The sequence below is a fragment of the uncultured Fibrella sp. genome, from assembly GCF_964250085.1.
In the GTDB taxonomy this organism is placed as follows: domain Bacteria; phylum Bacteroidota; class Bacteroidia; order Cytophagales; family Spirosomataceae; genus Fibrella.
Genome location: NZ_CAXUEC010000002.1, coordinates 462,714 through 489,257 on the forward strand (window position 1 = coordinate 462,714; position 26,544 = coordinate 489,257).

Sequence of the window (26,544 nt, forward strand, 5' to 3'; positions counted from 1 at the left end):
CGGACTCTACAGTAACAAGGCCGATTTATCAGCGATCAGGACGGGGTAATCGGGAATTGGCATTTCGGAGAATATCCATTCGTTGCCCGACTTTTTATACTGGTTTTTGGGGATTTCGTAGATCTTTCCCGTGATCAGATCCACGAAAACGGGCGTCTTGAACTGGCCTTTCACGGTTACGGTCATTGGCCTGGGTACGTACTCATCGGCGGGGCGGGCCTCTTTACTCCAGAGCGTTATCAGACTGCCGCCGCTCTTCTTGTAGCGGTAGGCAAACCCGTTTACGGTTTCCTGATTACTGGTTGGCTTTACGTCAGCAAGCAATTCCACCTGATCGTCGAACAGCGAGAACACGTGTTGGGCGGCCTTGTAGGCTAGTTTCGGGCGTTTGATGGTTTTGTCTGGATTTGTTTCCAGCAACCCTTTCGTATTTACGCCAACCATATGGTCGCCCGCCGCGTAATGGATGTCGCTGATGGTAAACAGGTTGGTAGAAATGCCCCGTCCGTGGTCGCCCAGCATCCGGCGCAGATCCCATTTGGCCTGCGTTAGTTCGCTCCAGTCCTGGTCGCGCAGGGCGCCAATGGTAATGGCTTTGGGCGTGGAGGGCGCGCCGTTTTCGCCCTGCATGAAGACTACTTTGGGATTGTAACGCCACACCAGTTGCCGCATCTTTTCGATGTTCGGGTAGGAGCTATCGGGGTTATGCGCGTAGCCGTGGTAGGTCTGAATATCAATCAGATGAAGTGCATTTTCTTTTTTCAGAACTTCGTAAAACTCGTTTAGAAACTCCAGCTTCGTCACGCTCGCCATACCCAGCGCAATAAGCCGGGCGTTGGGCTGAACAGCCTTGACGATCCGTGCAGTACGCACATAAAACTGCCCGATCTCGGTGCCGGTATGCGTTGGGTTCAGGTCGGGCTCGTTCCAGATTTCCCACTCGGGCACCTGATCTTTGTAGCGCGTCACGATGGCACGTACCCAGTTGTCCCAGGCCGCCAGCGCTTCAGGCGACGTGGGAATATGCCCCGCCAGTTTGGCTTCGCCCCCACCCTCGTAGATCGGATTGCCATACGACAGCTCGACCCAGGGAGCAACCCCGCGCGAAGCGGCATCGGGAATGACCGCATCGAGCCAGGCGAAGTCGTATGTTCCCTTTATTTTTTCGCACTTGCTCCAGCCGCCCTGCAACCGAATTCGCTTTGCTCCCAGCGGCCCCAGGTACGTTCGGTACGACTGGTAGTCGGTATAATCGCGGTCGAGGGTTTCGCCGCCGATGCTCCAGGTGCTGGCTTTGATGGCGTTGGCGTCGCGGGTTTTTAGGTGCCCCACTTCTTTCCAGGTGGCTGGAGTCACACTTGGTGGCGATTGGGCCAGAAGGCTGGTGGCGAGAAGAAAGCTACTGGCCGTAAGCAGGTAGTTCATGTTGGTAGCGTAGCGTTGGAAGGTTACCTATGTGGTTTGTGGTTATTTACCGCCGGGCTGATGCCGACTCACCTCATCGAGCTTTCCCTTTAAATCGGCCATAAACACATTTCGCGTGCCATCCAGAAAGCCGTTGAAGATCACGTAGCGACCCGACCGGTCCCAGGCAGGGTGGGCATCGATGCGAAATTCGCCGCCCGCTTTCGACAGGAAAATATTGACGATTGCTTCTTCTTTTCCCGTCTGCGTATTCATCAGCCGGATCGGCACGGTGCCATCCGTGGTGCCCAGTTCGCCGGGGTAGGCATCGGTCACCATCAATGGGCCGCCAAGTGGATTGAGCGAAGGGTGCCCTGAACCCGGCGAGAACACTGTTTTCATGTCTGTACCATCATAGTTGACCGTAATGATTTCGAGCCCCGGCTTGCCATCTACGCCCAACGCAGCCCGGTTCAGGTTCATCGACAGATGCTCCCCATCGGGTGCCCAGTTGATATGGTGCCCACCTTTGGCCCACTGATCGGGCGTAATGGCGGTATGCAAATCCGATCCGTCGGGCCGCATCGTAATGACCGACCGAAGGCGCTCGCCACCAGACCGGGGTGTCCACTGTAGCGTTGTCAAGAGGCGGGTTCCCTGCGGGTTCCATTTCACCTGAAAACAGTAGTAGTAATAATCCTGCGGGTTGGGAATGACGATACCCGGCACCGTTTTTTCGTAAATATCTTTGATCGTCACGATCCGCTTTACAGCACCCGTTCTGGTATCGGTAATGTCGATCCCATCGGTTGCCACGGGGCCAACGTTGCGGGGCGCTTTTTCATCGGGCACCACTACGCCATAGCCCACCTGCGCCCGCCGGGAAGCCAGCAAATTGTACGAGGCCAGGTACGTTCCGTCGGTTGACACCATAAAGACCGTTCCTCCCATTCGGCGCGATTTACCCGTTAGCGGGTTTAGCTGTACGGCGAAGGCGCTCCAGTTAGTGGTGTCTACATCGTTGAAATACAAGGCTTCGTCGGTGTTGCCCCATTGTACGTTGGCACCCAGTTGCATTTCCCAGCCCCGCGACTGCGCCACGACGCGCTCTTTGCCGGTTTTCCGGTCTACCAGAATCACCTCGCCTACTTCACCGGGTTTGGGCGACGTGATCTCCTGCGGAAAACGGAACAACGCCAGATACCTTCCCGACGGGCTCAGCGGCGACGTATCGAAAAACCGGTGGATCACCCGGCCCGAACTGACCTTGACCACCGGCACCGTTGCCGGACCCGTATAGGCCGGAAAGGCATGCTGAGCCATTGAACCGGTTGACAGGCTGAGTCCAGCGAAAAGCAGGTAACTAGTGCGCTTCATAATTGAAATTGAATGGTTAAAAAGGCCGCCGGAACGCTCACTGGTCTTATGCGCCAACCGGCGCAGACCGATCAGCCATAACGGCTAATTGATTAGTAGCCAGAATTTTGCGTCAGTCTTCTGTTCAGGTCCATTTCCCGCTGTGGAATAGGATATACTACCTGAAACGGTTTGGCCGCGTAGCCTTTGGCGGTCATCACCGGCACAAAGCGCCCTGTTCTGACCAGGTCGAACCAGCGCTGGCTTTCAAAAGCCAGTTCCACCCGTCGTTCCTGTTCCAGCGCCAGCCGCAGATCGGCCTGTACGGTTGCTTTGGAGTCGGGAAGGCTGGCGCGTTTACGCACCTGATTCAGAAACGGCAGGGCTGTTGCCGGCTGGCTCTGCTCGTTGAGGGCTTCCGCATACATCAACAGCACATCGGCGTAGCGCAGGACGGGGTAATCGACATCAGATTCGCCCCGGATAATACCAGTCTGGCGGAATTTGACCGGGTAGGGCTCGTTCACCACCTTGCCCTGCGCGTCTTTATACGACGTCACGATGGAGGCGGCTTTGCGCACATCGCCGGGTTCGTAGGCGGCAATCAGGTCGGCGGTGGGCCGGTTCACTCCATCGCCAGGCCCACCCGACACGCCGAAGTCGGGCGATACGGCACCAAAAGGCGTCCAGAGTGAATAAAAATTACCGCCCTGACCAATCTGGCCACCTTTATACTGCACCGATAAAATCACTTCTTTATTGGCGGCAAACGAAGTCGAGGCGGCAAAAACATCCGTGTAGTTGGGCAACAGGCTATACACGTTCGCATCAATCACTTCCTTTAGCTTGAGTGCCGCTTTGTCATACTGTTTCTGGGTCAGATAAACCTTACCCAGCAGCGCTTTGGCGGCCCATTTCGAGACCCGGCCCGCGTTGGCCGCGGCAATGGTGGCGGGTAATTTGTCTTCAGCAGCTACCAGATCGCTCACGATAAGCGCATACACATCGGCCGCGGGCGAACGGGGAATGTCTGCCGTACCATAGGGATCGTTGATTTCTTTGGCTACCAGTTGCACATCACCAAACAACCGCACCAGGTTAAAGTAAAACTGGGCACGCAGGAAGCGGGCCTCTCCTTCATACTGCGCTTTAAGGGTAGCGTCGAACGGGGCGGCATCGATGCGGTCGAGAATAGCATTGGCCCGGCCAATCCCCTGGTAATGACCAAGCCAGGCGTCGCGAAAATACGTGTTGGACAACGAGTAGTTCAGGTCTTCGATCTCGAATCCCAACGCGCTGACGGGCGTACGGGTGTAGCCGTAATCCGTATTATCGGTCGACACTTCACCCAGCCAGATGAGCGACCCTCCGCCGTTGCCATACAACCCGGCATGTTTGTAGGTAGCATACGTACCCACCACCGCCGTGTTGAAATCGGCGGCTGTTTTGTAGAAGTTGGCCACGGTGCGCTCGGTTTCCGGCACAACGGAAAGAAACTCACTGCACGAACTGACCCAAAAGGCCAGTAGCGACAGATAGATGAGTCTTGTTTTCATGATGAATGGCTGATTTGTGTCAGAAGGAAAGGTTAATGCCCACCGTATAGGACCGGGCAATGGGGTACGTGCCGAAATCGGACCGCGACGCCAGCAGGTTGTCACCCGATGTACTCACTTCAGGATCGTAGCCCTGGTAGTTTGTGAAGGTGAACAGGTTGGCCCCCGTTGCGTAGACGCGGACGCTCTGAAGGCCAACTCGCTGGCTGATGGCAGACGGAAGCGTGTAGGCCAGCGTTACGGTACGGATTCGCAGGTACGAACCGTCGAAGAGGTACTGTGAACTGTAGACGGTATTGTTGTTTCTGCCCCCCCGGATGGTGCGCCCAAACCGGCCGTCGCCGGGTTGCTCGGGCGAAATCCAGCGGTTGTCATACACGTACTTGGTGTTGTTCTGCACCCCGGCGTTGTTGAGCATGAACGTACCATTGTAGATATCGAAGCCAATCATGCCGTTGGTCGAGATGTCGAGGCTGAAGCTTTTGTAGGAGAACGAGTTATTGAAGCCAAAGAAATACCTGGGATTCGGGTTGCCGATTACTTCGCGGTCATTGTCGTTGATGACGCCGTTCCCATCGACATCTTTCCACTTCACATCGCCGGGCCGGGCCAATGGCTGCGCTTTGTAGTCGGTCACTTCCTGCACGGTCTGGAAAATACCTAACTGACGACGTCCGAAGAAAACACCAATCGGATAGCCCACCTGGGTCACGTTCGTATTGGCAACCTGCCCGTTGGCCGAACTGAAAATCTGTTCGGCATCTGCGCTCATGGCCAGTACTTTGTTGCGGTTGAAGGTGATATTGGCGTTTGTCGTCCATTTAAACGCACCGACCAGGTTGCGGGTGGTGAGGGCCAGTTCCAGGCCTTTATTCTGGACAGCACCTAAATTCACGACGGCATTGGTCAGGCCCGTAGCCCCCGGCACCGAGATATTGAACAGCATATCGGTGTTGCGCTTGTCGTAGTAATCGGCAGTCAGGTTAATACGGTTCTGGAGGAGCGACAGGTCCAGCCCTATATCCAACTGCTTCATCGACTCCCAGCCTAGCTGGTCATTGGAGAACGAGTTGCGCGCCAGACCAGGCGTAAGGGCATCGCCAACGATGTAATTGCCGTTGACCAGTTGCCCGATTGCCCGGTAGTTGCCAATGGCGTTATTACCCGTCAGGCCGTAGCTGGCCCGCAGTTTCAACTCCGTGATGATGCGCTGATTTTTCAGGAACGGTTCTTCCGAAACCCGCCAGCCCACCGAAGCCGACGGGAACGTACCCCAGCGGTTGTTGGCCCCAAACCGCGACGAACCATCGCGCCGGATCGTGGCCGTTACTAAATACTTATCGTTGAACGTATAATTTGCCCGGCCCAGCAACGACAGGATGGTATAGTCCTGAATGCTTTCACTTCCGCTGTTCACCGTGCCTCCGTTGATGTTGGGCACCAGATCGTCGGGGAAGTTCACGGCGTTGGCCATCACGGCATCACTGGTTTCGCGCTGTGCGGTAAAGCCACCTACTATATCAAGGGTGTGGCGACCCATACTTTTCTTGTAGGTAACCGTGTTCTCGTTGAGCCAGTTAATGCTTTCAGAGCGGGTAGCGGTGGCCGAAGCAATGCCAATCGGGGCCGACGTGCTGAGGGTTGAAGGTATCCAGATCTGGGACTTGAAATAGTTCAGGTCAGCGCCAAAGGTGGTACGGAATGTCAGGTTAGACAGCATGGCGTACTCTGCATACGTGTTACCCAACAGCCGGAACTGGGACGACGGGTTCTTGTATTCGCTGGCAATCTTGACGGGATTCTGAATACCCGCGTACCCTTCCAGGGTAGGAATGGTACTGCCATACGAACCATCGGGGTTATAGACAGGAATGCTGGGAGGCAATCCCATTGCCGACTGAATGATACCAAACGCACCGTAATGACCCGAAAAAGGCACGTTTGTCTGGCTGGTAAAGCTGGGCGACAGACTGGCCCCAACGGTTAGGCGGCTCGACACTTTCGCGTCTACGTTGGCTCGGAAACTATACCGTTTCAACCCGGAATTGATAATAATTCCCTGCTGATCGAAGTAGTTGGCCGAGACCGCATAACGCACCGCTTCGGTTCCGCCCAACGCAGCTACCTGAACGTTACGAATAGGCGCGCTTCGGTAAATGGCGTCCTGCCAATCGGTGCCGACGCCAAGCGAAGCAGGATTCTGCAGATCGGCCGGAATGCGGAAGGAAGCCCCCCGCACACTATTGGGATCGGTGATTTTTCCGGTAGGTACGTTGTCCAGGTAGCCATTGTTTCGGCCGTCGATCGTGAATTGAGCAAACTCCTGTGCGTTCATCATCTGTATTTTCTTACCCAGTTCCTGAAAGCCCGTGTACGCGTCGACCTGAATCTGCGATTTGCCCGATTTGCCGCGTTTCGTCGTTACGATGATGACGCCGTTGGAACCCCGCGAACCATAAATAGCTGTGGCAGAGGCATCTTTCAGCACATCAATGCTTTCGATATCGCTTGGGTTGATGGTGTTCAGCGGATTGCCTACGCCAGCGCCCGAAACCGGAAAGCCATCAATGACAAACAGCGGCTCGTTCCCTCCCGAAATGGAGCCAATACCGCGGATGAGGATGTTGGTGTTTCCCCCCGGTGCACCCGACGAACTGGAAATCTGCAGACCAGCCACCTGCCCTTGCAACGCCTGATCGAAACCAGAGACAGGGACTTTCTGAATGTCTTTGGAACCCACCGTGGCAATGGCTCCGGTCAGGTCTTTTTTCTGCTGGGTGCCGTAACCCACCACCACCACTTCGGTCAGGGTTTTGTCGCCGGGGGCCAGGCGTGCATCAACGACAGATCGACCGGCCACGGCTATCTCCTGGCTCTGGTAACCCACGTAAGAGATAACCAGCGTAGCATTGGCCGAAGGCACCGACAGGCGATAGGTGCCGTCGGCGGTGGTTGTGGTACCGTTTGTGGTGTTCTTGATCAGCACGGTCACCCCGGGCAACGACTGCCCGGTTTCGTCGGTCACCCGACCCGTAACAGCCAGTGGTGTTTGGGCCAGCAATTGGCTCAGGGTAAGCAGCCACACTACTCCTACCAGTACGGCCCGGCTTCGAAAAATAGAGGGATCATTCATAAAGGCTAGCATTTAAATTCATCAATGGTAAATTCAAATTTACTATTACAATAGTATATAGTTAAGCATAAATGGCCAAACTTTTTCAGATATTAATTTTTTATAGCACTTTTCTCAGTAGTACGCTGGTCTGAAAAATTACAATTCATAGTATCCACACACCGATTAGTGGCAGTTAACCCTATAAAAAGTACAATTCTGCCCTGTAGAGGACCAAGTCTTATTTCTTATTTCGATACCAATGCATTAAAATTGCACTTACTATCACAATGATAAATTATGGGCATTCTACAGCAATTTGACTTATCGGGTAAAACGGCACTGGTTACCGGCTGCAAGCGCGGAATTGGCCGGGCAATGGCAGTGGCGCTAGCCGAAGCGGGTGCCGACATTATAGGCGTGTCGGCGTCGCTGGAAACAGAAGGCAGTGCCGTTGAGAAAGAGGTGACCGCTCTAGGACGTTCATTTCGGGCCTATCAGTGCGACCTCAGCCAGCGGGCAGGCGTTTATTCGTTCCTGGAATCAGTGAAGCGGGACGTACCTGTCATCGATATTCTGGTCAACAATGCCGGCACGATTCTGCGCAAACCCGCTGCCGAACACCCTGACGAATACTGGGATACGGTCATCGACACGAACCTGAATGCCCCGTTTATTCTCACCCGCGAAATTGGCCGTGATATGGTAGCACGGGGTTCGGGCAAGGTTATTTTCACGGCGTCGCTCCTCACCTTTCAGGGCGGCATTACGGTGCCGGGCTACGCTGCCAGTAAAGGCGCGATAGGTAGCCTGGTGAAAGCGTTTGCCAATGAATGGGCATCGAAGGGCGTCAACGTGAATGCCATTGCACCGGGTTATATCGCCACCGATAACACCGAAGCCCTGCGAGAGGACGCCGAACGAAGCAAAAGCATTTTATCGCGGATTCCGGCCGGTCGCTGGGGCGAACCAGCCGATTTTAAAGGAATTACGGTTTTTCTGGCCTCAAAAGCCGCCGATTACGTGCATGGCACGGTTGTCACCGTAGATGGTGGCTGGATGGGCCGGTAGTCTCAATTATTATTGATAACTGGTCATTGATAACTGGTCATTGATAACTGTTAATTGATCATTGAATTATGGTTCTCGTTGTTGTTAAAGCCCTTGATATTCTGGAGTTTATTGCCCGTGATGCCGATCGGGCGCATTCCCTGACGGAGATTGCCGAGGGATTGAATATGCATCAGGCTACCTGCGTCAACATCATGCAGACGCTGGTTGAGAAAAGCTATCTGGAGCATCTGGGCCGTAAGAAAGGGTATCGGCTTGGGCCTATGGCCTATAATCTGACCAACAACCTGTCGTACAGCCAACACCTGGTGGCGGCGGCGAAGGAAGTGATGGATGAGCTGACGGCCCAATTCAACGAGACGTCGATTCTAGGGGTTATCCGAAACCAGAAACGGTTCATCGTGCATCTGGTCAACAGCGACCAGGATTTGCAGGTACGTAGCCGCACCGAGCGCAGCCTCTACGAAACAGCAACGGGTCGGCTGTTGCTGGCCTACCTGCCGCTCAAAGACCGTGACAACCTGATTGCCACCATCGGCCTGCCTCCCTCGCCTGTCTGGCCAGAGGCTGACACACAAGCTGGCCTTGAGGGAGAATTACAGAAAATCAGGGACCAGGAGCTTTGCATCACGGTATCGCCAACGCACATTATCGGGTTGGCCGTGCCCATCCGGAAGCAGAAGCACGTAATCGCGGGTCTAAGCATTTTCCTGCCGGAAATTCGCTGCTCTGCCGCCCGCCAACACGACATCGTACTGGCTTTAAAACGCGCCTCTCTGACCATCAATGAACGGCTGGATGCATAATTGCTTTTCAATGAGCGTTTGGTGAGTTATGCCATATCTTGGAGATATGGCATAACTCACCAAACGCTCATTGAAAAGCAATTATGTAAACGAGAGATTTCGATCAGTCATTACGGTACGAACCAGGCGTCCCCGACCAGGCGTCCCCGACCAGGCGTCCCCGACTAGGCGTCCCCGACTAAAGTCAGTGTTACCTACTGCTTCAGTATCTTGCTGACGTTAACCAGTTTGTCGTCGCGGTAGATCAGTAGCAGGTACATGCCGCTGGCGAGTTTCTGCGTGTTCAGGTACGTTGTGGCCCCGGTGAGCGTATCCTGGCTAATCGGTTGCCCCAGGCAATTTACGATCTCGGCCCTGCCAGTGGTTCCAGGTACGTTGGTCCATTTCACCGTCAAGACGTGATCGACCGGGTTGGGTGATAAGCTGATCGTTTCTGTCGTTTCGGCAATAGCCGTTATAACGCTGGCCTGATCCCGGTATTCGTACGCGCCCACATCAGGCCTGATCCCCTGCGGGCGGCTGACTCCCAACACGTCGGTCCGGCTAAACTGGCCAGGTACGTTGGTTCCTTTATCCACGGCGGGGCTGGTAGCTTTCAGGGCAAAATTGCCGGTAGCCAGGTCCAGGGTGCGGTTCACAAACTGGGGATCAGCCACTACGTCGTTGGCCCCTTTCACGGCTACTTTGCCGTTGAAATAGATATTGTAGTCATACAGCACGCTGACGTTCCTGTTGTTGGAATTACAGTCGCCTCCGTCACGGCCATACATGATGTTATTCAGGATGTTGACATCGGTGCAGGTATTGGCGAAAATTTCGGAGTAGCCAACTACCGTGCCGTTGTTGCAGGCGGTGTTGTTGATGATGTCGACATGGTCGGCCTTGAAGGCGTGAATGCCCGACCCGCCATTGTTGATACTCACGTTGTTCTCCACCAGTGTTCGCCCGGTATAGGCGTTGGCACTGGGTGTGGTGGCGTCCTGTTCGGTGTAGCTATGCTGGTTTACGTCGATGATGATTCCGTTACCATCGCTGAGTCGGCCCAGACTTACCCAGGGAATGGTGGTTTTGTTGGTATGGCAGATGTTATTCCGAATGATGTTCTTGTAAGTGGTCAGCTTATCGTAATTGAACGGAGTCAGTATACTGATTCCGCTGCCGCCATACATCATATACCAGGCGTTATTATACACCAGATTGTTTTCGATCGTGGTATAGTCAGCCTGGATCGAGCTGATGCCGCCACCCGGAAAATCATGCACTTTGCAACCACGGATCGTTACATGATGCGGAAATTTCGACTCCGTGTTTGGCCCGCCGATCGAGATACCATTGGTGTTATAATTCGCGTAGGCCGACCAGTTGGTGCCGCCCGCTTTGGCTTCGGTATACGAGGCTAGTGCATCGGCATAGGTCAGGTTGGCGTTATTACCGATCAGTTCGAAACCCTCGAAAACGACGTAGGAACCGTTGATGGATACGGTGTTCCAGACATTGCCAGAGCCGGTCAGTTTGGGCGTGTGGCCTTTCAGTGCTTTGAATGTAACATAACCGGTTGCCGATCCAGAGCGGGTGACGTTCAGTACCGGGCCGGATATTGAGCTGTATACGCCGTTCAGCACGAATACGGTATCGCCGGGATTGGTCAGGTCGGCAGCGCGCTGAATGGTCTGGAAGGGTTTCGCCGTCGACTTGCCATCGTTGGTATTATTACCCGCCGAGGCCGACACGTAGTAATCAGTGGCAAACGTTTGATAGGCTCCCAGCGAGAGCAGGACGAGTAGGAATAGCGCTTTCATTCGGTCGAAGTCAGTATACCTGTTAAAGGGTGCTGACTCCGTTTTTCCCGGAAAAACGCATACTAATTCCTTTACTTCCAGTCAACCGGTACTTTATCGGCAATGCGTTGCAGGCGGTCGGCTAGCTCCTCGGATAAGCCGACTGCCGGTTTGCCATTGCGGATGATCTGATGGGGCAACCCGTTGGCTTTTTTGCTGGTGATCGCCCGGTACAACATGCAACCCGCCAGGTACGTCCCCGCCAGATTTGGATGTCGTCCGTCGGGGCCGTGCAGGGTCAGGCTATCGCTGATGGCCAGTTTCCAGGCCTCCCCCACCGGAGCCATCAGGCTACCCGTTTCGTTCGCAATCGTCTGGTAGGCTTCGGTGAGTTTCGGCTGCTCATCGGGCGATGCTTTGGCCGCCCAGGTGGCGTAAAACAGCGTTTTGGCCTTCGTCTTCTTTATGTCGGCGTCCAGCAGTCGGGCGTATTGAAAGAAGGCCTCCCGTTTCGTAAAAGGGCGCGTGCTCTGTTCCTGCAAAATGACAAAATCCCAGGGTTTCCGCCGAATAGCCGCCTGCACGTTACCTTCTTCCCAATGCTTCTGCAATGTTGCTCCACCGGCCGTAATCGACTCGTAGCCGAACTTCACCCCTTTACCGACCATCAACTGAGCCAATAAGTCGGGCAGGTCGTTGCCGTAGGTGTAGCTATTGCCAATGAACAGTACCCGCACCGAATCACGCTGGGCAAACAGGGTTTGTTGCCCGGATACCAGCAGGATTATGCAGAGCAGCAGAAGACGAAGGTTGGTCATAGTATGGAGGATTGGGAAATTATAAACACAGCGGCGGACCGCCGCTGTGTTTATAATTCTTACACCATTACACCGTCATGGCCCAGCCTTTGGCGTACTCGCGCTTCCAGAGTTGCATGGCGGCTTTGTTGTCTTTGATATGTCCGTTGGTCGGGTCGCAGTGCAGGGTGCTGCCTGTTCGCTGCGAGATATTGGCCAGGTGACACAGCAGCACACTTTTGTGGCCTTCTTCGATGGGCGCGGTCAGCTTGGCGTTCTCCCGGATGGTGTCCACGAAATTGGTAAAGTGAGTCAGTTCCAGATCGCCGGTGGCACTTACCGTGTTGTTTGGGTCCAGTTTGGTACCCGGCTTGATCTCTTTGACAAGCTTATTCTTATCGTCGAATACCTGGTAATCGCCGCCGCCTTTATTCACCAGCGTGCCTTTATCGCCGTAGATGATGAATCCACGGCCGCTGCCATCGACCGGGAATGAGTTGCAGCTACGCCCCTCCCACGTAATGGCTTTTCCGTTCTCGAACTCAAAACTGGCCACCTGCGTATCCGGCGTTTGCCAGTCGTCTTTGTAAGCATACCGTCCGCCCGACGAGGTCACTTTCGTCGGAAAGTCGAGGCCCATGAACCAGCGGCAGCAGTCGATTTCGTGATTACCGTTGTTGCAGGCTTCGCCCGTACCCCAGTTCCAGAACCAGTGCCAGTTGTAAGGCACCACGTTATCCTGGTACGGCATTCGGGGAGCCGGCCCCTGCCACAGTTCAAAATCGAGCGTCGACGGCACGGCTACTTTTTTACCCACGCCAATGGGTTTGCGCGAATTGGTGTACCACGCTTTGGCGAAATACGGATTGCCGATAATGCCGCCGCGCACTTCCTTCACCGCCTCGATCAACGTGGGAAACGACCGGCGCTGGCTACCCACCTGAATCAGTTTGCCATACTTGTTGCGCGCCTCGATCAGCATCTCGCTCTCATAGGGATTGTGGCCGCAGGGTTTTTCTACGTACACGTGCTTGCCGTTCGACACGCCCATCAGCGCGGCGGGGGCGTGCCAGTGGTCGGGAGCAGCAATGAGTAGCGCATCGAAATCATTCTTCGTCACCAACTGACGAATGTCTTTGATGATCGCTGGCTGACGACTGGCATCTTTTACGGCATCAAGACCATTTTTGATGGCTTTATCTTCGACATCGCAGAGGTACGCCACCTCGACGTTTGGCAGTTTAGAGAACGATTTGGCATGATACGCTCCCCGGCTGTTGACGCCCATGATAGCTACCACAACCTTGTTACTCGGCGCGTTCTTCCCATAAATAGGGAAGTTCAAAATCGTGGTGCTGGCCGTAGCCACGGCTGTCTTCTTGATAAAATCTCTGCGATCCATGGTGAAAAGGAGTTCATTCTCACCGGGCGGTGCCCGGTGCAAGTGGATGCGTTGCTACTCCATAAATTGGGGCTACAGCTAATGCATTCATAAGCGGAGCATCCACTTGCACCGGGCACCGCCCGGTGAGACTTAGTTAAATTTTTTAATTTTGATGCTTCGGAAATTCACGACGTCGCCGTGGTCCTGGAGGAGGATTCGGCCGGCGGGCGCTTCACCAAAATTGGGGAAGTCTTTGTACTTGCTTTTGGCCACCAACTCCCGAAAAGCCGGTGAGCCACGGTCGTATTCCAGCACTTTCATGCCGTTCAGGTAATGCTCAACGTGGTTGTTCGGATAAACGACAATCCGACCCGAACACCACTGACCAACCGGCCTGACAAACCGGGGTTGCTTATCGGCTTTGATGAGATCATAGAGCGACGCTTCAGTGCGGTTTCCATCGCGACCCGCTTTGGCATCGGGGTGTACTTTATCATCCAGAACCTGGTATTCCAACCCAACAATTGGCCCTTTATCGCCCTGCGCAGGCCCCGCAAAGTATTTCACGCCGCCGTTGCCACCCGGCGACAGCTTAAACTCAAAACTAAGGTCAAACGCGCTGTACAGATCGGTCGTGACGATATCGCCCCCTCTGGCTCCTTCTTTAGGCTCCACCACGTTGACCCCAATGGTACCGTCCTGAATCACCCAGCCCTTGTCAGGAAAAGTCGCTTTATTCGCCGATTTCCAACCCGTCGACGTCTGCCCGTCGAAGAGCAGTTTCCAGCCGTTCTTTTTCTCGAAATCCGTCAGCGCGTTGGGGATGGTATTGACAACGTACCCGTCCTTCGGAAAATCATCGGCTGATTTAGTCGCGCCTTTAATGCGGATATTTTTCCAGTAAATCTTCTTCCCCACTTTATCCGGGCTGCTGATGGCATGCACCTGCAGGGCGATGACACCTTTGCTATCCACGTTATCGACCAGGTAGGCGGCGGGCGTTCCGTTCACCCAGGTACGTATCTGGTTACCCACGCACTCGATCCTGACCTGGTTGAACTCATTATGTTTGTAGCTGTTCTGCGCCGACGGATTCAGGCCCAGCGGGTACAGCCAGTCGCGGCGGCCTTCGTCATAAATACCGCCCGTCCATTTGCAGGGCGAGGGGTCGAGTTCATACTGATAGCCGAACACCTTGCCTTTCCCATCCCGACCAGCCGGGTCGTACTGGCTCCGAAACTGAATGCCGGAGTTTGAGCCCAGGTCTTCGATCTTCACGTCGAGTTCAAGCACGAAATCGCCGTATTCCTGCTCCGAGATCAGAAACGTATTGGGCGATTTCTCCACGGTTCGGCCCACAATAACGCCATCCTCAACGGCGTAGGTAGCCGTGCCCGCCACCTGTTTCCAGCCTTTCAGCGATTTACCGTCAAACAGGCTCGTCCATTTTTTGGTGGAAAGCGGCGCCTGTGCCGTGGCTAAAAAATGACTACTCGTTAAAAGCAGGAGCAATAAAGTCAGTTTTTTCATTTGGTTTATGGTATTCGTCCGGTTGAGTAAGCAATTGTTGCTTCCTGTTTACGCACGGTACGCTCAGTTTTTCAATTGCCTGATAACCCGCCAGAAATCATCCGTCAATGCTTTTTCATCCACTTTACTGTACACCTTCATCAGCCGCTGCGTGTTTTCGGGGGGCGTTAGCACATCCTGAACAATCGCTTTTTCGGGCAGCAAATAGGCTTCCACCAGCGCCAGATCCCATAATGTGCGGACGTTGTCCTGCGGATTTGTCTCTTCCCAGCGCTCTTTAAGCATCCGTTGAATCGCCACCGATTCGTCTACCTTGCGGTAGATCGTATCGCGGGCAAACCGGTACGGCGCGGCGGTGTTTATGGGCATCAGCGTGACGTCGACAGATCGGTTGTTCAGCAAATAATCGAACGCGTTCAGGTCATTCCGAATGTTGAATTCGTTTTTATTCCAGACTTTCTGCTGGCTGTCGTATCTGGCCCCCAGCGCAAACAACCTGATCCGCGAAAGGATCGTGGTATCGATCAGGATGGCCGAGGCGATATTGGTCAGAGCCCCCAGGCAAAGCACATCCAGTTTCTCGCCCGGCGCGAGTTGCTTCACCGTCTGAATCAGCCTTTCCGTAGCCGCCGACGGCCGGGGTGCCGCCCCGCCCCAGGCGCGTCCGATCTGCCGGTCAGCCCCCAGCGGGTGCGAAATAACCGTTTTATCCATTACCCGCAGAATGTCTTCATTGAGTTGCTGACTGATCGCCACCGTACTGATCGCCTTTGTCGGGTACTGATTCCACTTGTCGAACGCCACCAGATCGGCATTGTTAAAGTGAGCCGAACTAAGGCCCACCACCGTCACGGCTGGCTCGGCCAGTAGCCGGATTATGGCGTACACATCGTCGGTTTCATTACCGGTATCCGCGTCAAGCCATACCTTCTGCGGCTGCGCTACGGCAGTGACACTAAAAAGCAGGAAAAGAAGACTCAAAGTGCGCATTGGGCAGTTTAGCATCGACGGAATTCTAAGAAATGACTTACCCTACATCTCAAGGGTATATAGACAAATTGGCGTGTCACATACCAGTCGCGGATAGATATTCATCGAAACGAACAGGTTGTTACAGCCAGGTTTGCTTCAACAGCCTGAATGTCTGGTCATAGCGATCGTTCACATTAGCCAGTGCTTTTTGCACGTTTTTCTGTGCCGCTCTATAATTCGTCGTCACCTCCATCAGCCGGTCGGCAATCTGCTTACCGGTTGTTTGCTCAATCTCAAATGTCCAGTCGCCCAGGCCCAGATCGTAGTACATCTGGCCTTTGATGGTATCCTGCGGCTGTCGGAGGTAGAAACAGGGCGTCCCGTTCACAGCCGCTATAATGGGCGAATGACACTCGAAGCTCAGCACCGTGTGGGCATGCGCATACACCGCTGCCGCTTCGTCGGGGAGCCAGTAGCCATGTTTTACGACCTTCGCTTTCACGTCGGCAGGCAGCGGGTCGATCAGTAATTCGTCGAGCAGATCGGCCTGATACGTCATTTCGGGACAAACCAGCACCTTGTTGCCGGTGGCACGTACCCAGGCAATCATCGCCTCGCGGAGTTTGGCGTGATCGGCCTCTTTCCACTTGTCGTTCAGTTCATCAACCTCTTTTATTTTCGCCTCGCTCCAGCCCGAATTAGCACTGATCCGGTAATAGGGCGTAACGCGAAGCCGGGGAATAGCGCAAATGAACTGCTTCTCTTTTAAGTTGTTAGCCGCCAGAAAAGCGTTGGCTTTGGCGTCATCGCGGATGGTCAGGGCAAAGGTGGCGTCGGGCGCAAAGGCGATGTAATTGCCCGACAGACCAGCTTTGCGCAGGGCTTCGATGGATGCTGTTTCGCGGGTAAAAATCAGCGACGCGCCCGACAACAGCGTTTTCAGCCTCGGATAAATATCCTGGATGGTGACGCCGAAGAGGCCAAACGGTTTTTTCGTCTGCGCATGCCACGCCTCCAGATAATCGAGCGCGACAACCATTGGACCGGAGCCGTGCAGAAAGAAGTCAGCGTCCTGAAATGCCTGCTTCACATCCTGCGATTCAGGTACGTTGTCGGTCACACTGCCGTGAATGATTTTCACGTCGGGGTAATAGTGCGCCAGCATCGTCTCTACTTTCTCGCTGCGGCTGCGTTTCCAGAGGATCAGCTTCGCCTGCGGAAGGCGTTTTTTCAACAGCGCAATCAGGCCGGGCGTGTGGGCAATATCACCAATGTTGACATCCTGCCAACCCGACGTGAATAGAATGACCGGATCGGATTTTCCACTCGCCAGCGTAATGCGCGAAGCCAGCAACGAGGCACTCAACAGGCCCGCCTGACGAATGAACGATCTCCGATTTGCCATCACTGTATGGTTCATAAAACGAGCTTATTGGAATACGCTCTTCAACGTACCCAGGTTTGTCACTGTAGTTTAATCAGGCTTTTGTCGGCAATCAGGACAGGCGCGTCATAGACTGGAATATCACTGAATGTGTAGGTCGAGCCGGTCTTTTTCCATTGGCTGGCCGGAATGTCGTACACCCCGCCTGTGATGATGTCTACGTAAACCGGCTGGTCGAAATCGGCGTTGGCAAACGTGAAGGTGAGCTTTCGGGTTTTGTTCGATTCAACGGGAATAAAATCATTGCTCCAGATCGTAAACAACTGTTTTCCAGACGTTTTATGGCGATATCCGTACACAGCCAGGCTACGATCGGTGCTGCCCGAATAGCTAACGTCACCTTTGTTGGCTGGCACATAATCTCTGTTGTAGGTATGGTCCAGTTTCTTGATTCGAGCCAGGGTATGGTCGAAAACAGACGTCACGTTCTGCACCGCATAGTAGGCTATTTTAGGGCGAATAGCCCGCTTCGTCGAGTCTGATTTGATCAGTCCTTTGTAGTTGAGCCGGTTGATAGGGCCGTTGGTATACGCCATTTCGATGATACCAAACACGCTGGTTTCGATGTCGTGCCCCAGGTCGCCCAGCATCCGGCGGGTATACCATTTGGCCTGCGTCAGCTCCGACCAGTCGTAATCGCCCAGCGCACCACGTCCGAAACCGGGGCTGGATGGTGCCCCGTTTTCGCCCTGCCGCAGCGGGATGTTTGGCGCGTATTTGTCCAGTGCCGCCCGCAACTGCATCACCCTGGGGTAGTGCGAATCGGGGTTATAGGCGTAATCATGATAGGTGAAATTGTTGAACAGGTTAATCCGTTTCTTCGCGGCCAGTTCCTTGAAAAACCGGTCGGCATACTCAAGGCCAATGTGCCCAAGCCCCAGACCCGACACCTTCGCTTCGGGCTGAATCCGTTTGATGATGTCGATGGTACGGATGTTCAGCGCAGCGGCTTTTTCGGGTGTATTTTCCAGGTTATCACCGAAGTTGGGCTCATTCCAGATTTCCCAGTCCACCACTTTGTTTTTATAACGCTTCACCAGAGCCTCTACCCAACGGTCCCAGGCGGCGAGTGCTTCGGGCGACGTCGGCACGCCAGCTCCCAGATTCGAGCCGCCGCCTTTGGGGTAATTATGGTTGCCATACGACGTTTGCAGCCAGGGTTTCAACCCCCGTTTATGGGCATCGTCGATGATGTGATCGAGCCAGGCCCAGTCATAGACGCCTTTCACTTTTTCGGTCTTATCCCAACCCGCCTGCATCCGTAACCGTTTGATTCCCAACGGCACCAGATACTCTTTATACTGGTCATAATCCGCGAAATCACGGTCGAGCGTTTCGCAGCCAACCAACCAGTTCGACGACGGAATCTCGTCTGTACTCCGCGGCTTGACGGTGCCCAGGCGGGGTAATGAAACGGCAAAATCGGTTTTCACCCGATCGGGCGACGTATCAATTTTCTGAGCCAGCACGCCATCAGATACACTGGTCAACAGGCAAACGGCCAGGCCAAAGGCGGCCGGCAAAGTGAATGAATTCAGCAAAGGTATTGAGTTAGAAGCCATAATTTTCACCTGATGGTCAGGCGCTATTTTCGACCCTGAGCAACGCTGCCGGGTACAATCTGCACATCCAGTTTAGTGGTCATTTTTGCCGGCGACGCCACCCGAACCACCAGCCGGGTCACACCCGGATTGGGCGAATCCTGCGGGTTGCGCGCGGGCGAGACGTCGTCGATATCGATGGTATACGTACCTGAGTCGTTGCCTGATGCGTGGATGAGCAGATTCAGCGACTTACCGTCCTGCTGCAACAAAAGGCCCTTTTCAGTCCGGCTAACGGTTGCTTTGGTCAGCCACTGCCACGAAGCAGCCACTGGTTTGTCGGCCGTTGTCCATTCATCATGCAGCGTCACCGACCGGTCGTCATTGAGCTGAACCGTACGCTGAACACTGGCAACCTGACCAGCGTACAAAGGGCTAAGATCGACCACATTACCTATCGCTTTTCCACTGGCCGGAAGCTCCCGTATCTCGGCTTTCCCGTCAATTTGTTGCAAGGCGTTGTTGAAGCGAAGAATGTTATGGCCTTCGGGACCAACGCGGAAGGTGGTCCAGCGGGTACTGTTTTGGGCGTAACTCCAGAGGTCAAGTTTGGCCGCCCGCATTTTGTCGTAACTCTCCGTTCCCAGATCGATCGCCCAGCGCACGCCGTCGGCTTCGAGCACGAAACTCCCCACGTCCATGTGTGCGTGTGAATGGTTTGGCGTACCGCCCTTCATGGCCACGAACGTACCCAGCGGGTCATTGGAAGCCGAACGCATCACAGCAATAGGCAATACTCCCCGTGATGTCCAGTGCAGCGGCGAAAATGTACCGGCCGATTTGGCCGCCAGCGAAGGGTTCCACCACAGCAGGGCGAGTGGCGTGTGGCGGTTCTCATGTACCCGGCTTTTGGTGTTGGTCATCGCATCGCGGTAAAGCGTATGCAGATCGGCCAATTCCTGACGGGCCAGATCGGGGCGCCGATTCTCGCGGGCAAACCACAGCATGATCGGCTCGTTCTGCGTCTCAAGATGGTAGTCCGAATAGTTAAAATCGAGCCCGCTAGGCCCCACCATTTGCAGGTTAAAATCAGCCGTTTTCAGAAAACCGGGAAACTCTTCGAGGCCAAAACTACTGCCCAGCGCCGAGCGCAGTGCTTCAATAAGTAACACATGAAAGGTGGTGCCATACGACCAGTAACTTGGCCCTTCGGGATAAGCGCCGTCGGGCGCATACACAGCCCCGGCATGCGGCACGTTTTTGATGGCCCGGTTAATGATCTGTCGGCTCAGGGCGGGTTCGCGTTCGGCAATGGCCAGCGCTCCCACCGTGAGGCCGCCGTGGCAAACCTGAGTCCAGTTGAAATCGCCGGCTACCCAGCTTCCATTTCCCTCAGGTACGTTGAGCGAAGGAAGCAGCGCATTCCTGACAATAGCCTGGGTAATCTGATCCCGGTCGGTGGGCGATAAGTCGTCGTAGAACCAGTCGAGGCCAACGCCAGCGGCCATTGCCCCTTCACCCACATCCAGAAAATGGTTGGGTGCCCAGTCGGGCAGGGCAGCCAGTTGACGCAGTTCCTGACGGCCCCGGTCGAAAAAACGTTTGTCGCCCGTCAGCCGGTAAGCCATCCCGAGGGCCAGAATACGGCCCTGCACTGCTCGCATCGGCCCAAACTTAAAGCCCGTCGAGGGATAAACGAGTGGGTCGGCGGTCAGTGCTTTTTCCGCTTCATGTTGAATGTAGGCTTTGAGTTGCCGGGATACCGAGTCGGTTTGCTTTGTTAAGGCAGTGAACCGGGTGGCACTGGCAAACAGACGGGGGTGAGCCGGTATCGTTTTCACGTAGGTCTCAGGTACGTTCAGCTCCCCGTTCTGAGCCAGGCACATACCCGACAAAGTACTTAAAACAAGGATATTGATCCAGAAGAGAATACGACTATTTATAATCATAAATCATTGATTAATAGTCAGATAATACAGGGAAACTTGCGCACTCTTGCCGATAAGATGTAGACTTGGTAGCGATATAATCGGCAGACCAGCGCCTGCCATGCTGTTTTATGGCGATGCCCGCCCCGCGTAGCACCGTCGGCATTGGCGATATAAACTATTCGCTTTAATGTACCTGGTAGCACGCTCTCAAAAACCGTCGAATCGCCCCGTTCGCAGGCGTGCTGTGGAAGTTTAAGTAGGTGAGCCATATGCGGGAAAGAAAGTGCTTTCGCTCCGGCGACCCGGCCCAGTCGAGTGAGGAAGCGTTTCGTAACTAACCGTTCCGGCGGCCCGGCTATGCTATAAATAGGTAACGATTCAGGAAGGGATGGGCCGGTGCAAACCGGCCCTGTTCTATGGTATGGTAAGCGTTACTGTCTTTTTAGCAGCGTCGGCACTACCGGTAATTCCTGTGGCAGTGAGGGTAACGGTGAACGTACCTGCCTTACTATACGTGTACGTAGGTGAGGCATCGGTTACTGCCGCCGAGCCGTCGCCAAAATCCCAGGAATAGCCAACCGCATTCAGCGACGCATTGGTAAAGGCAATTTTTCGGGCGGTTGTGGCATCCGCTTTCGACGTAAAATCGGGCACGGGCTTCAAAATAGCCGGGTCGAAGGTGATGAGCGTCGTTTTCAGGACTGGATTAACCGGCACCTGCGAGCTCGCTATAGTTACGGCAAGTGCCAGTTTCTGCCCGGCAGGAATAGACCGCAGATAATCCAGATCGATTTTAAGATCGAAGGGCGTTACATAGCTGCCACCCGCGATCGTTACCGTGCCTGGTAGCACACTCTTGTCGGCGGGCAGCAAGGTGGTGCCAACCAGGGCGCTGGAACTGATCAGTTTGCTGACCGTATCGGCATTGGCGGTGATGTTGACGGTCAAATCGCCATCGTTCGACACCCCTCCGCGATAGACACTAAGAGGAATAATAACCTTTTTCTCCGCCGAGTTGACCGTAAACCGATACGCACCCGACGTGACGATACTGGCGATCGAAAATACACCGTTCTTGGCCGCCGGCATGTATAGAATTTGCTGCGGATAGTCGGCTTTGACAATATCCTCATACTTGCAGGAACTCAGCAACAGGCCAGATCCAAGACAGATCAGCAGGAACCGAGTGGTATTAAAGAGAGAGACCATGCGTTGTTTGCGTTAACGGATCAGAGTAGGGACGTAACTGGCGTGGTTACCAGAGCGGATTTTGAATCAATCCTTTCGACGTATTCAATTCGCCTTGTGGAATGGGATATAAGTACATTTTAGGCTCGAATACCCGGTTTTCGACCACAACAGGCTTGTAGGCAAATGTGGTGGTGGTACCGTTTACGACGCGGGTAATGTCGACACCCATGAGTGGCGTTCCAAAGTACTGCGGCCCCTGCATCCAGCGGCGCACATCCCAGGCGCGGTGATCTTCAAAGGCAAATTCAACGCGGCGCTCATTCCGAATACGCTCCCGCATTTCGCTCTGCGACAGGCCGGTTGGCAACGCAGGCATGGCTACGCCCGTCCGGGCACGTACCCGGTCGACATACGCTTTGATATCGGCGTTGCCGGGTGATGATTCGTTCAGGGCTTCGGCGTAGTTCAGGAAGATCTCGGGCAGGCGAAAAATATTCCAGGAATAAGCCGTAGTGTTTCCAAGCAGCAGGTTCAGGTTCTCGTTTACGTATTTTTTCAGGTAATAGCCTGTTTTCGTGGCGTTTACTACACCGCGACCGTCCCGGCCACCGGGCCAGCTTTCTACGTTTCGGCCTTTATAAGCGGTGTTGTTCAGAATGATATTCAGGCCCAGACGCGGGTCGCGGTTGGCATACGGATTAGCCGCATGAACCGGGTTATTCCAGTCGAACCTGGTGCCGTTGGTCATCTCATAGGCATCGACCAGGTTCTGCGAGGGCGTGGTGCCGCTATTGCCCAGGTCGTAGCCGATGGGGTAATTGGCCTTCTCGAAGTCGTTCAGATTGGACGCGTTCCGGCGGGCGAAGATGATCTCGGGCAGCGTGTAGCTGTTGGTGATAAACAGGTTCCGGTAGTTCGTATTCAGCGCGTAGCCCGTGCCTGCCAGGTCAATTACGGCCTTGGCCGCGTCGGCAGCGGCTTTCCAGCGGGCCTGCCGGTCGCCGGTCAGCGAGATCAGTTCGGGGCTGGCGTAGCCTCCCGCCCAGGATGGCGTATTGAACAGATCGCTGGCAGCGTATAGCAACACCCGGCTCTTGAGCGCCAGCGCGGCACCCCGCGTAGCCCGGCCTAGATCGGAGGCGGGAGCAGCGTAGACAAGGGGCAGGTTTTTAGCGGCCGAATCACATTCAGCGGTAATAAACTGAATACACTCCGACAACGAGTTGCGCTTGATATCCTGGAAGTTATCATTCACCGTCAGGATTTGATTGATAATTGGCACACCACCATATCGCTTCACCAGTTCGAAATAAAAGAACGCGCGGAGAAAGCGGGCTTCATATTTCCACCGTTTGATCTCGGCAAGACGAGTCTGGTACACCGTTTGGGCCGACGGGGTGGGGTCCAGTTTGTACTGGTTCAGGTTGACGCTGTCTGACGCCGCCAGAAACTGGTTCGTTTTGCGAATACCCCGGTAGAAGTTGGCCCACAAATTTTCGGGGTTGTCGATAGCATTCCACGAACCGGTGTTGAACTTCTGCACGTTCGATGTTTCGAGCGTATGTTCTGCCTCATCAGTGGCTGAGGCGGTCATGGCCCCATCTATTTGCAGATAGCCCGCTGGCAGATCAGCATAAATGGAACTAACCCGGTTTAATGTGTAGTCGTAGGAGGTAGTCGCCTGCCTGGCCGTGATCTCGGTAATGAGTTCACGGTCCAGGTTTTCACAGCCACTCAGCCAGACAATAACGGCCACCCAGCCTATAGATACAAAACGTCTCATGGTGTTTGTCTTAATTAAATGCTGCGTTAAAATTGAAGTCTGAGGCCCACGCTCACGGTTCGCAGCGGCGGATAGCCGCCGATCACTTCGGGATCGGCATACCCGTCCATATGATCGAGCGAGAACAGGTTCGTTCCGTTGACAAACAGGCGGGCATTACTCAGTTTTATGCGCTTAACGAGCTGACTAGTAAAGGTATATCCCAACTCCAGGCTGCGTAGCTTAATGAAGCTGCCATCGCGTTGCCAGTAGTCTGAGAACTGAAAGTTATTTAGATTATTCGAGGCCGACAGGCGTGGGTACGTTGCTGTGGCAGCCGTTTCGGGGGTCCAGCGGTTCAGTGCAATGGGGCCAACCTGCCCGTTGTTCTGGAACGCCTGGAAGAGGGCACCTCCGAAATAGGCAGTCCGGCCCGTCACACCCTGGAAGAGAAATTCAAGATCGAACCCTTTGTAGGCAAACCGTGAATGCAGACTAAGCGTGAGAGTTGGCGTCGAGGTGTTTCCGATGGGACGCGTGTCGTTCTGATCAATAACGCCATCGCCATTCTGGTCTTTGTATTTGATATCGCCGGGCTGCACGGGTGCAAAAATTTGCCGGGGGCTGGCCGCAATGTCAGCCTGATCTTTGAAGAGACCCAGTGCCTGCAAACCAAACGGCTGCCCGATTGGCTGGCCCGTCGTGTACTGGTAGTCATACAACCGGATGGCCTCTGAGTTGTACACGATTTTGTTCTGCGCATACCAGCCGCTGGCCTCTACCATATACTGCAACTGGCCGGCAGACGCATCTGTCGTTGGCTTACTGCTATACCGGAGAGTTGCCTCGAATCCGCTGTTGGTCACTTTTCCCTGATTGAGCTGGGGCAGCGTGGTGCCAATATACTGGGGAACAGTACTGTTAGGCGCGGCCAGGATATCGTACCGGTCCTGTTTGAACACATCGAGACCGAAATCGAGTCGTTTGGCCAGTGTTAACTCAAGACCGATGTTGAGCTTCTTTTCGGTCTCCCAGCTAAGATTCGGGTTGGCGGCACCTTCCACCAGGCCATTGACCTGTGTGTTGCCCGTTCCCAGGTAGTAGGCGGCTGTGTAGCGGTAGGGCTGCTCGTAATAATACCGGTTGGGGCTGTCGATCTGGTCGTTACCGGTCAGCCCGTAGCTGGCCCGCAGTTTCAGGTACGTTACCAGGTTGCTGCCTTTCAGGAAGTCTTCGTTCGAGGCGATCCAGCCGACCGATGCCGCGGGGAAAAAGCCATATCGCCGACTTTTCGGAAACGCTTCAGAGCCCATGTAGCCAAACGAAAGCTCACCGATGTACTTGCTGTCATTGGTGTAGGTTACCCGTCCGCCACCGCCCAGGTGCTTGTAAGGCAGGCTTTGTATGGCGTTGCTTGCCTGGTTGTTGGTCGTATAGCTATCCGAGTTATACATCAACAGGGCCGAGATACTGTGTTTACCAAACGTTTTGTCGTAGTTCAGGAAACCCTGAAAAATGACGTTCCGGTATTGGTCCGAATTGTTTTCGTTACCCGCCAGCGACGTATTCTGGCTGAAGCGCGTGTAAACAGTATCGCCGGCAATGCCTTTGCTGGCGAAGTATCGCTCATACTGCTTCGTTTTGTCGGAGTAGCTTCTGAAGAAGTTGTTGAACGACACCGCCGCTGAAACGCTCAACCCCGGCGCAATCATATCGAGTTGCTCGGTAAAACGTAGGTTGGTTTGCAGGGTACGGCCATTGGACGTATACTGACCCGTCTGGAGCAGGTTGCCCAGGGGGTTGCTCAGTGCGCTGGTACCGCCAAAGGTGCCATTGGCATTGTACACCGGAAACGCGTTGGGCGTCAGGGTGGCCAGTGAGTTGAAAATACCGCCGGTTGTTGTGCCGCCGGGGTTGGCCTTATCTTCTACCGACCCGCCCAGGGTAAGCGAGGCCGATAAGCGTTTTGTCAGATTGATATCGACGTTCGACCGGAAATTGTAGCGGGCATATTGCGAGTTCACGCTTTCGGCCACCATATCGCCGGTGTTCTTGTAGAGGCCGTTGCTCATCACCGCATTCAGCATCACGAAGTAGCGCACGCTGTTGTTTCCGCCCTTGAAGTTCAGGTTGTAGCTGGAAATCGGTGCCGTTTTTCTCAATACCTGATCATACCAGTTTACATTGGGATGGAAATACGGGTCGCTGCCCGTCCGGTACGCCTCCAGGTCGGCATCGGTGTAGAGCGGTGTTTTGCCATCGTTCTTCAGCCCCTCGTTATACAGACGGGCGTAATCATAGGAACTCAGGAACTGGGGCAACCGCGTGGCGGTATGGAAACCCTGCTGGGTACTGAAATTAACGGCCAGCGGGCTTTCGGTGCCCCGTTTGGTGGTGATCAAGAGTACGCCGTTGGCGCCACGAAGCCCGTATATGGCTGTTGCCGACGCATCTTTCAGCAACGACACCGTTTCGATTTCGTCGGGCACCAGTTGCTCGTAGGAGCTTTCGTACCCATCTACCAGGATCAGAACGTTACGGCCCGCATTGTAGGTATTGGTGCCCCGCGCCCGCAGCGAAGGTGAATCGTTGCCGGGTTCGCCGCCGCCCTGACCCACGGTGAGGCCGGGGATTCGGCCAAAGAGCGTATTGCCCAGGTTGGTCGTAAAGTTTTTACGCAGGTCGGTGCCGGAAACGGACGAGATAGCACCGGTCACTTTCCAGGCAGGTTGTACCCCGTAGGCAATTGGCCGGCCGGTGTTCTGGTTTTGGTACGACAGCACCGTCACCGTCGTCACCGTATCAGTACTGGCTACCTGGCCGTGCGCAACCTGGCCAAAGCCAAGTCCCAGCAGCGAAAGTAACCCTATAGTATAGTAGTTTTTGGCGTTCATAAAGCTCTGAAAAAG

18 protein-coding genes are annotated in these 26,544 nt (G+C 54.5%); 2 read left to right on the forward strand and 16 right to left on the reverse strand.

The features are described from left to right. Window positions 1-6: 6 nt before the first annotated feature. From ACFE8Q_RS07460 to ACFE8Q_RS07475, 4 genes are all read right to left on the reverse strand, one after another. Window positions 7-1,425 carry a hypothetical protein gene (locus ACFE8Q_RS07460; protein WP_375444744.1) on the reverse strand — a complete coding sequence of 473 codons (1,419 nt, stop codon included), beginning with the start codon at window positions 1,423-1,425 and terminating at the stop codon, window positions 7-9. A 42-nt stretch (window positions 1,426-1,467) separates the two neighbouring features. Continuing rightward, the gene (locus ACFE8Q_RS07465) at window positions 1,468-2,781 is read right to left on the reverse strand and encodes a hypothetical protein (protein WP_375444745.1); all 1,314 of its coding nucleotides are present in this window, start codon (window positions 2,779-2,781) and stop codon (window positions 1,468-1,470) included. Between the two features lie 92 nt (window positions 2,782-2,873). Then, the gene (locus tag ACFE8Q_RS07470) at window positions 2,874-4,316 is read right to left on the reverse strand and encodes a RagB/SusD family nutrient uptake outer membrane protein (RefSeq protein WP_375444746.1); all 1,443 of its coding nucleotides are present in this window, start codon (window positions 4,314-4,316) and stop codon (window positions 2,874-2,876) included. A 19-nt stretch (window positions 4,317-4,335) separates the two neighbouring features. Beyond that, a complete protein-coding gene (locus ACFE8Q_RS07475) occupies window positions 4,336-7,449 on the reverse strand; it encodes a SusC/RagA family TonB-linked outer membrane protein (RefSeq protein WP_375444747.1) in 3,114 nt (1,037 codons plus the stop codon). A 285-nt stretch (window positions 7,450-7,734) separates the two neighbouring features. On the opposite strand from ACFE8Q_RS07475, the gene ACFE8Q_RS07480 reads away from it, so the two are divergent. Both ACFE8Q_RS07480 and ACFE8Q_RS07485 read left to right on the forward strand, forming a co-directional pair. Then, window positions 7,735-8,499, forward strand: coding sequence for an SDR family NAD(P)-dependent oxidoreductase (locus tag ACFE8Q_RS07480; protein WP_375445148.1), 765 nt, complete (start codon window positions 7,735-7,737; stop codon window positions 8,497-8,499). A 68-nt stretch (window positions 8,500-8,567) separates the two neighbouring features. Further along, window positions 8,568-9,305: an IclR family transcriptional regulator gene (locus ACFE8Q_RS07485; protein WP_375444748.1), complete on the forward strand. Its 738-nt coding sequence runs from the start codon at window positions 8,568-8,570 to the stop codon at window positions 9,303-9,305. A gap of 194 nt (window positions 9,306-9,499) precedes the next feature. Here the strand turns inward: ACFE8Q_RS07485 and ACFE8Q_RS07490 are convergent, their stop codons facing one another. The 12 genes from ACFE8Q_RS07490 to ACFE8Q_RS07545 form a co-directional block, all read right to left on the reverse strand. Next, on the reverse strand, window positions 9,500-11,104 hold the full coding sequence (locus tag ACFE8Q_RS07490; RefSeq protein ID WP_375444749.1) for a choice-of-anchor Q domain-containing protein: 1,605 nt from the start codon (window positions 11,102-11,104) through the stop codon (window positions 9,500-9,502). A 71-nt stretch (window positions 11,105-11,175) separates the two neighbouring features. Next, window positions 11,176-11,901, reverse strand: coding sequence for a DUF4886 domain-containing protein (locus tag ACFE8Q_RS07495; protein WP_375444750.1), 726 nt, complete (start codon window positions 11,899-11,901; stop codon window positions 11,176-11,178). Window positions 11,902-11,968: 67 nt separating this feature from the next. After that, window positions 11,969-13,282, reverse strand: coding sequence for a Gfo/Idh/MocA family protein (locus ACFE8Q_RS07500; RefSeq protein WP_375444751.1), 1,314 nt, complete (start codon window positions 13,280-13,282; stop codon window positions 11,969-11,971). A 132-nt stretch (window positions 13,283-13,414) separates the two neighbouring features. Beyond that, the gene (locus tag ACFE8Q_RS07505) at window positions 13,415-14,794 is read right to left on the reverse strand and encodes a DUF1080 domain-containing protein (RefSeq protein ID WP_375444752.1); all 1,380 of its coding nucleotides are present in this window, start codon (window positions 14,792-14,794) and stop codon (window positions 13,415-13,417) included. A 63-nt stretch (window positions 14,795-14,857) separates the two neighbouring features. Continuing rightward, the gene (locus tag ACFE8Q_RS07510) at window positions 14,858-15,784 is read right to left on the reverse strand and encodes a nucleoside hydrolase (protein WP_375444753.1); all 927 of its coding nucleotides are present in this window, start codon (window positions 15,782-15,784) and stop codon (window positions 14,858-14,860) included. A 121-nt stretch (window positions 15,785-15,905) separates the two neighbouring features. Continuing rightward, window positions 15,906-17,171 (reverse strand): polysaccharide pyruvyl transferase family protein, encoded by a 1,266-nt coding sequence (locus ACFE8Q_RS07515; RefSeq protein WP_375444754.1) that lies wholly within the window; start codon window positions 17,169-17,171, stop codon window positions 15,906-15,908. A 59-nt stretch (window positions 17,172-17,230) separates the two neighbouring features. Next, entirely contained in the window at window positions 17,231-18,748 is a 1,518-nt protein-coding gene (locus ACFE8Q_RS07520; RefSeq protein WP_375445149.1) for a beta-galactosidase, read from the reverse strand. 47 nt (window positions 18,749-18,795) lie between these two features. Further along, window positions 18,796-20,700, reverse strand: coding sequence for a heparinase II/III family protein (locus ACFE8Q_RS07525; protein ID WP_375444755.1), 1,905 nt, complete (start codon window positions 20,698-20,700; stop codon window positions 18,796-18,798). 17 nt (window positions 20,701-20,717) lie between these two features. Continuing rightward, the gene (locus ACFE8Q_RS07530; protein WP_375444756.1) at window positions 20,718-20,951 is read right to left on the reverse strand and encodes a hypothetical protein; all 234 of its coding nucleotides are present in this window, start codon (window positions 20,949-20,951) and stop codon (window positions 20,718-20,720) included. 145 nt (window positions 20,952-21,096) lie between these two features. Then, window positions 21,097-21,891, reverse strand: a complete 795-nt coding sequence (locus ACFE8Q_RS07535) for a PKD domain-containing protein (RefSeq protein WP_375444757.1) — start codon at window positions 21,889-21,891, stop codon at window positions 21,097-21,099. Window positions 21,892-21,937: 46 nt separating this feature from the next. Further along, window positions 21,938-23,656, reverse strand: coding sequence for a RagB/SusD family nutrient uptake outer membrane protein (locus ACFE8Q_RS07540; RefSeq protein ID WP_375444758.1), 1,719 nt, complete (start codon window positions 23,654-23,656; stop codon window positions 21,938-21,940). Window positions 23,657-23,682: 26 nt separating this feature from the next. Continuing rightward, entirely contained in the window at window positions 23,683-26,529 is a 2,847-nt protein-coding gene (locus ACFE8Q_RS07545) for a SusC/RagA family TonB-linked outer membrane protein (protein ID WP_375444759.1), read from the reverse strand. Window positions 26,530-26,544 lie beyond the last annotated feature (15 nt).

What these genes read in the sequence shown, in the direction of transcription:
- ACFE8Q_RS07460 (WP_375444744.1), bottom strand. Translation starts at nt 1,425, where the DNA reads ATGAACTACCTGCTTACGGCCAGTAGCTTTCTTCTCGCCACCAGCCTT.
- ACFE8Q_RS07465 (WP_375444745.1), bottom strand. Translation starts at nt 2,781, where the DNA reads ATGAAGCGCACTAGTTACCTGCTTTTCGCTGGACTCAGCCTGTCAACC.
- ACFE8Q_RS07470 (WP_375444746.1), bottom strand. Translation starts at nt 4,316, where the DNA reads ATGAAAACAAGACTCATCTATCTGTCGCTACTGGCCTTTTGGGTCAGT.
- ACFE8Q_RS07475 (WP_375444747.1), bottom strand. Translation starts at nt 7,449, where the DNA reads ATGAATGATCCCTCTATTTTTCGAAGCCGGGCCGTACTGGTAGGAGTA.
- ACFE8Q_RS07485 (WP_375444748.1), top strand. Translation starts at nt 8,568, where the DNA reads ATGGTTCTCGTTGTTGTTAAAGCCCTTGATATTCTGGAGTTTATTGCC.
- ACFE8Q_RS07490 (WP_375444749.1), bottom strand. Translation starts at nt 11,104, where the DNA reads ATGAAAGCGCTATTCCTACTCGTCCTGCTCTCGCTGGGAGCCTATCAA.
- ACFE8Q_RS07495 (WP_375444750.1), bottom strand. Translation starts at nt 11,901, where the DNA reads ATGACCAACCTTCGTCTTCTGCTGCTCTGCATAATCCTGCTGGTATCC.
- ACFE8Q_RS07500 (WP_375444751.1), bottom strand. Translation starts at nt 13,282, where the DNA reads ATGGATCGCAGAGATTTTATCAAGAAGACAGCCGTGGCTACGGCCAGC.
- ACFE8Q_RS07505 (WP_375444752.1), bottom strand. Translation starts at nt 14,794, where the DNA reads ATGAAAAAACTGACTTTATTGCTCCTGCTTTTAACGAGTAGTCATTTT.
- ACFE8Q_RS07510 (WP_375444753.1), bottom strand. Translation starts at nt 15,784, where the DNA reads ATGCGCACTTTGAGTCTTCTTTTCCTGCTTTTTAGTGTCACTGCCGTA.
- ACFE8Q_RS07515 (WP_375444754.1), bottom strand. Translation starts at nt 17,171, where the DNA reads ATGGCAAATCGGAGATCGTTCATTCGTCAGGCGGGCCTGTTGAGTGCC.
- ACFE8Q_RS07525 (WP_375444755.1), bottom strand. Translation starts at nt 20,700, where the DNA reads ATGATTATAAATAGTCGTATTCTCTTCTGGATCAATATCCTTGTTTTA.
- ACFE8Q_RS07530 (WP_375444756.1), bottom strand. Translation starts at nt 20,951, where the DNA reads ATGGCTCACCTACTTAAACTTCCACAGCACGCCTGCGAACGGGGCGAT.
- ACFE8Q_RS07535 (WP_375444757.1), bottom strand. Translation starts at nt 21,891, where the DNA reads ATGGTCTCTCTCTTTAATACCACTCGGTTCCTGCTGATCTGTCTTGGA.
- ACFE8Q_RS07540 (WP_375444758.1), bottom strand. Translation starts at nt 23,656, where the DNA reads ATGAGACGTTTTGTATCTATAGGCTGGGTGGCCGTTATTGTCTGGCTG.
- ACFE8Q_RS07545 (WP_375444759.1), bottom strand. Translation starts at nt 26,529, where the DNA reads ATGAACGCCAAAAACTACTATACTATAGGGTTACTTTCGCTGCTGGGA.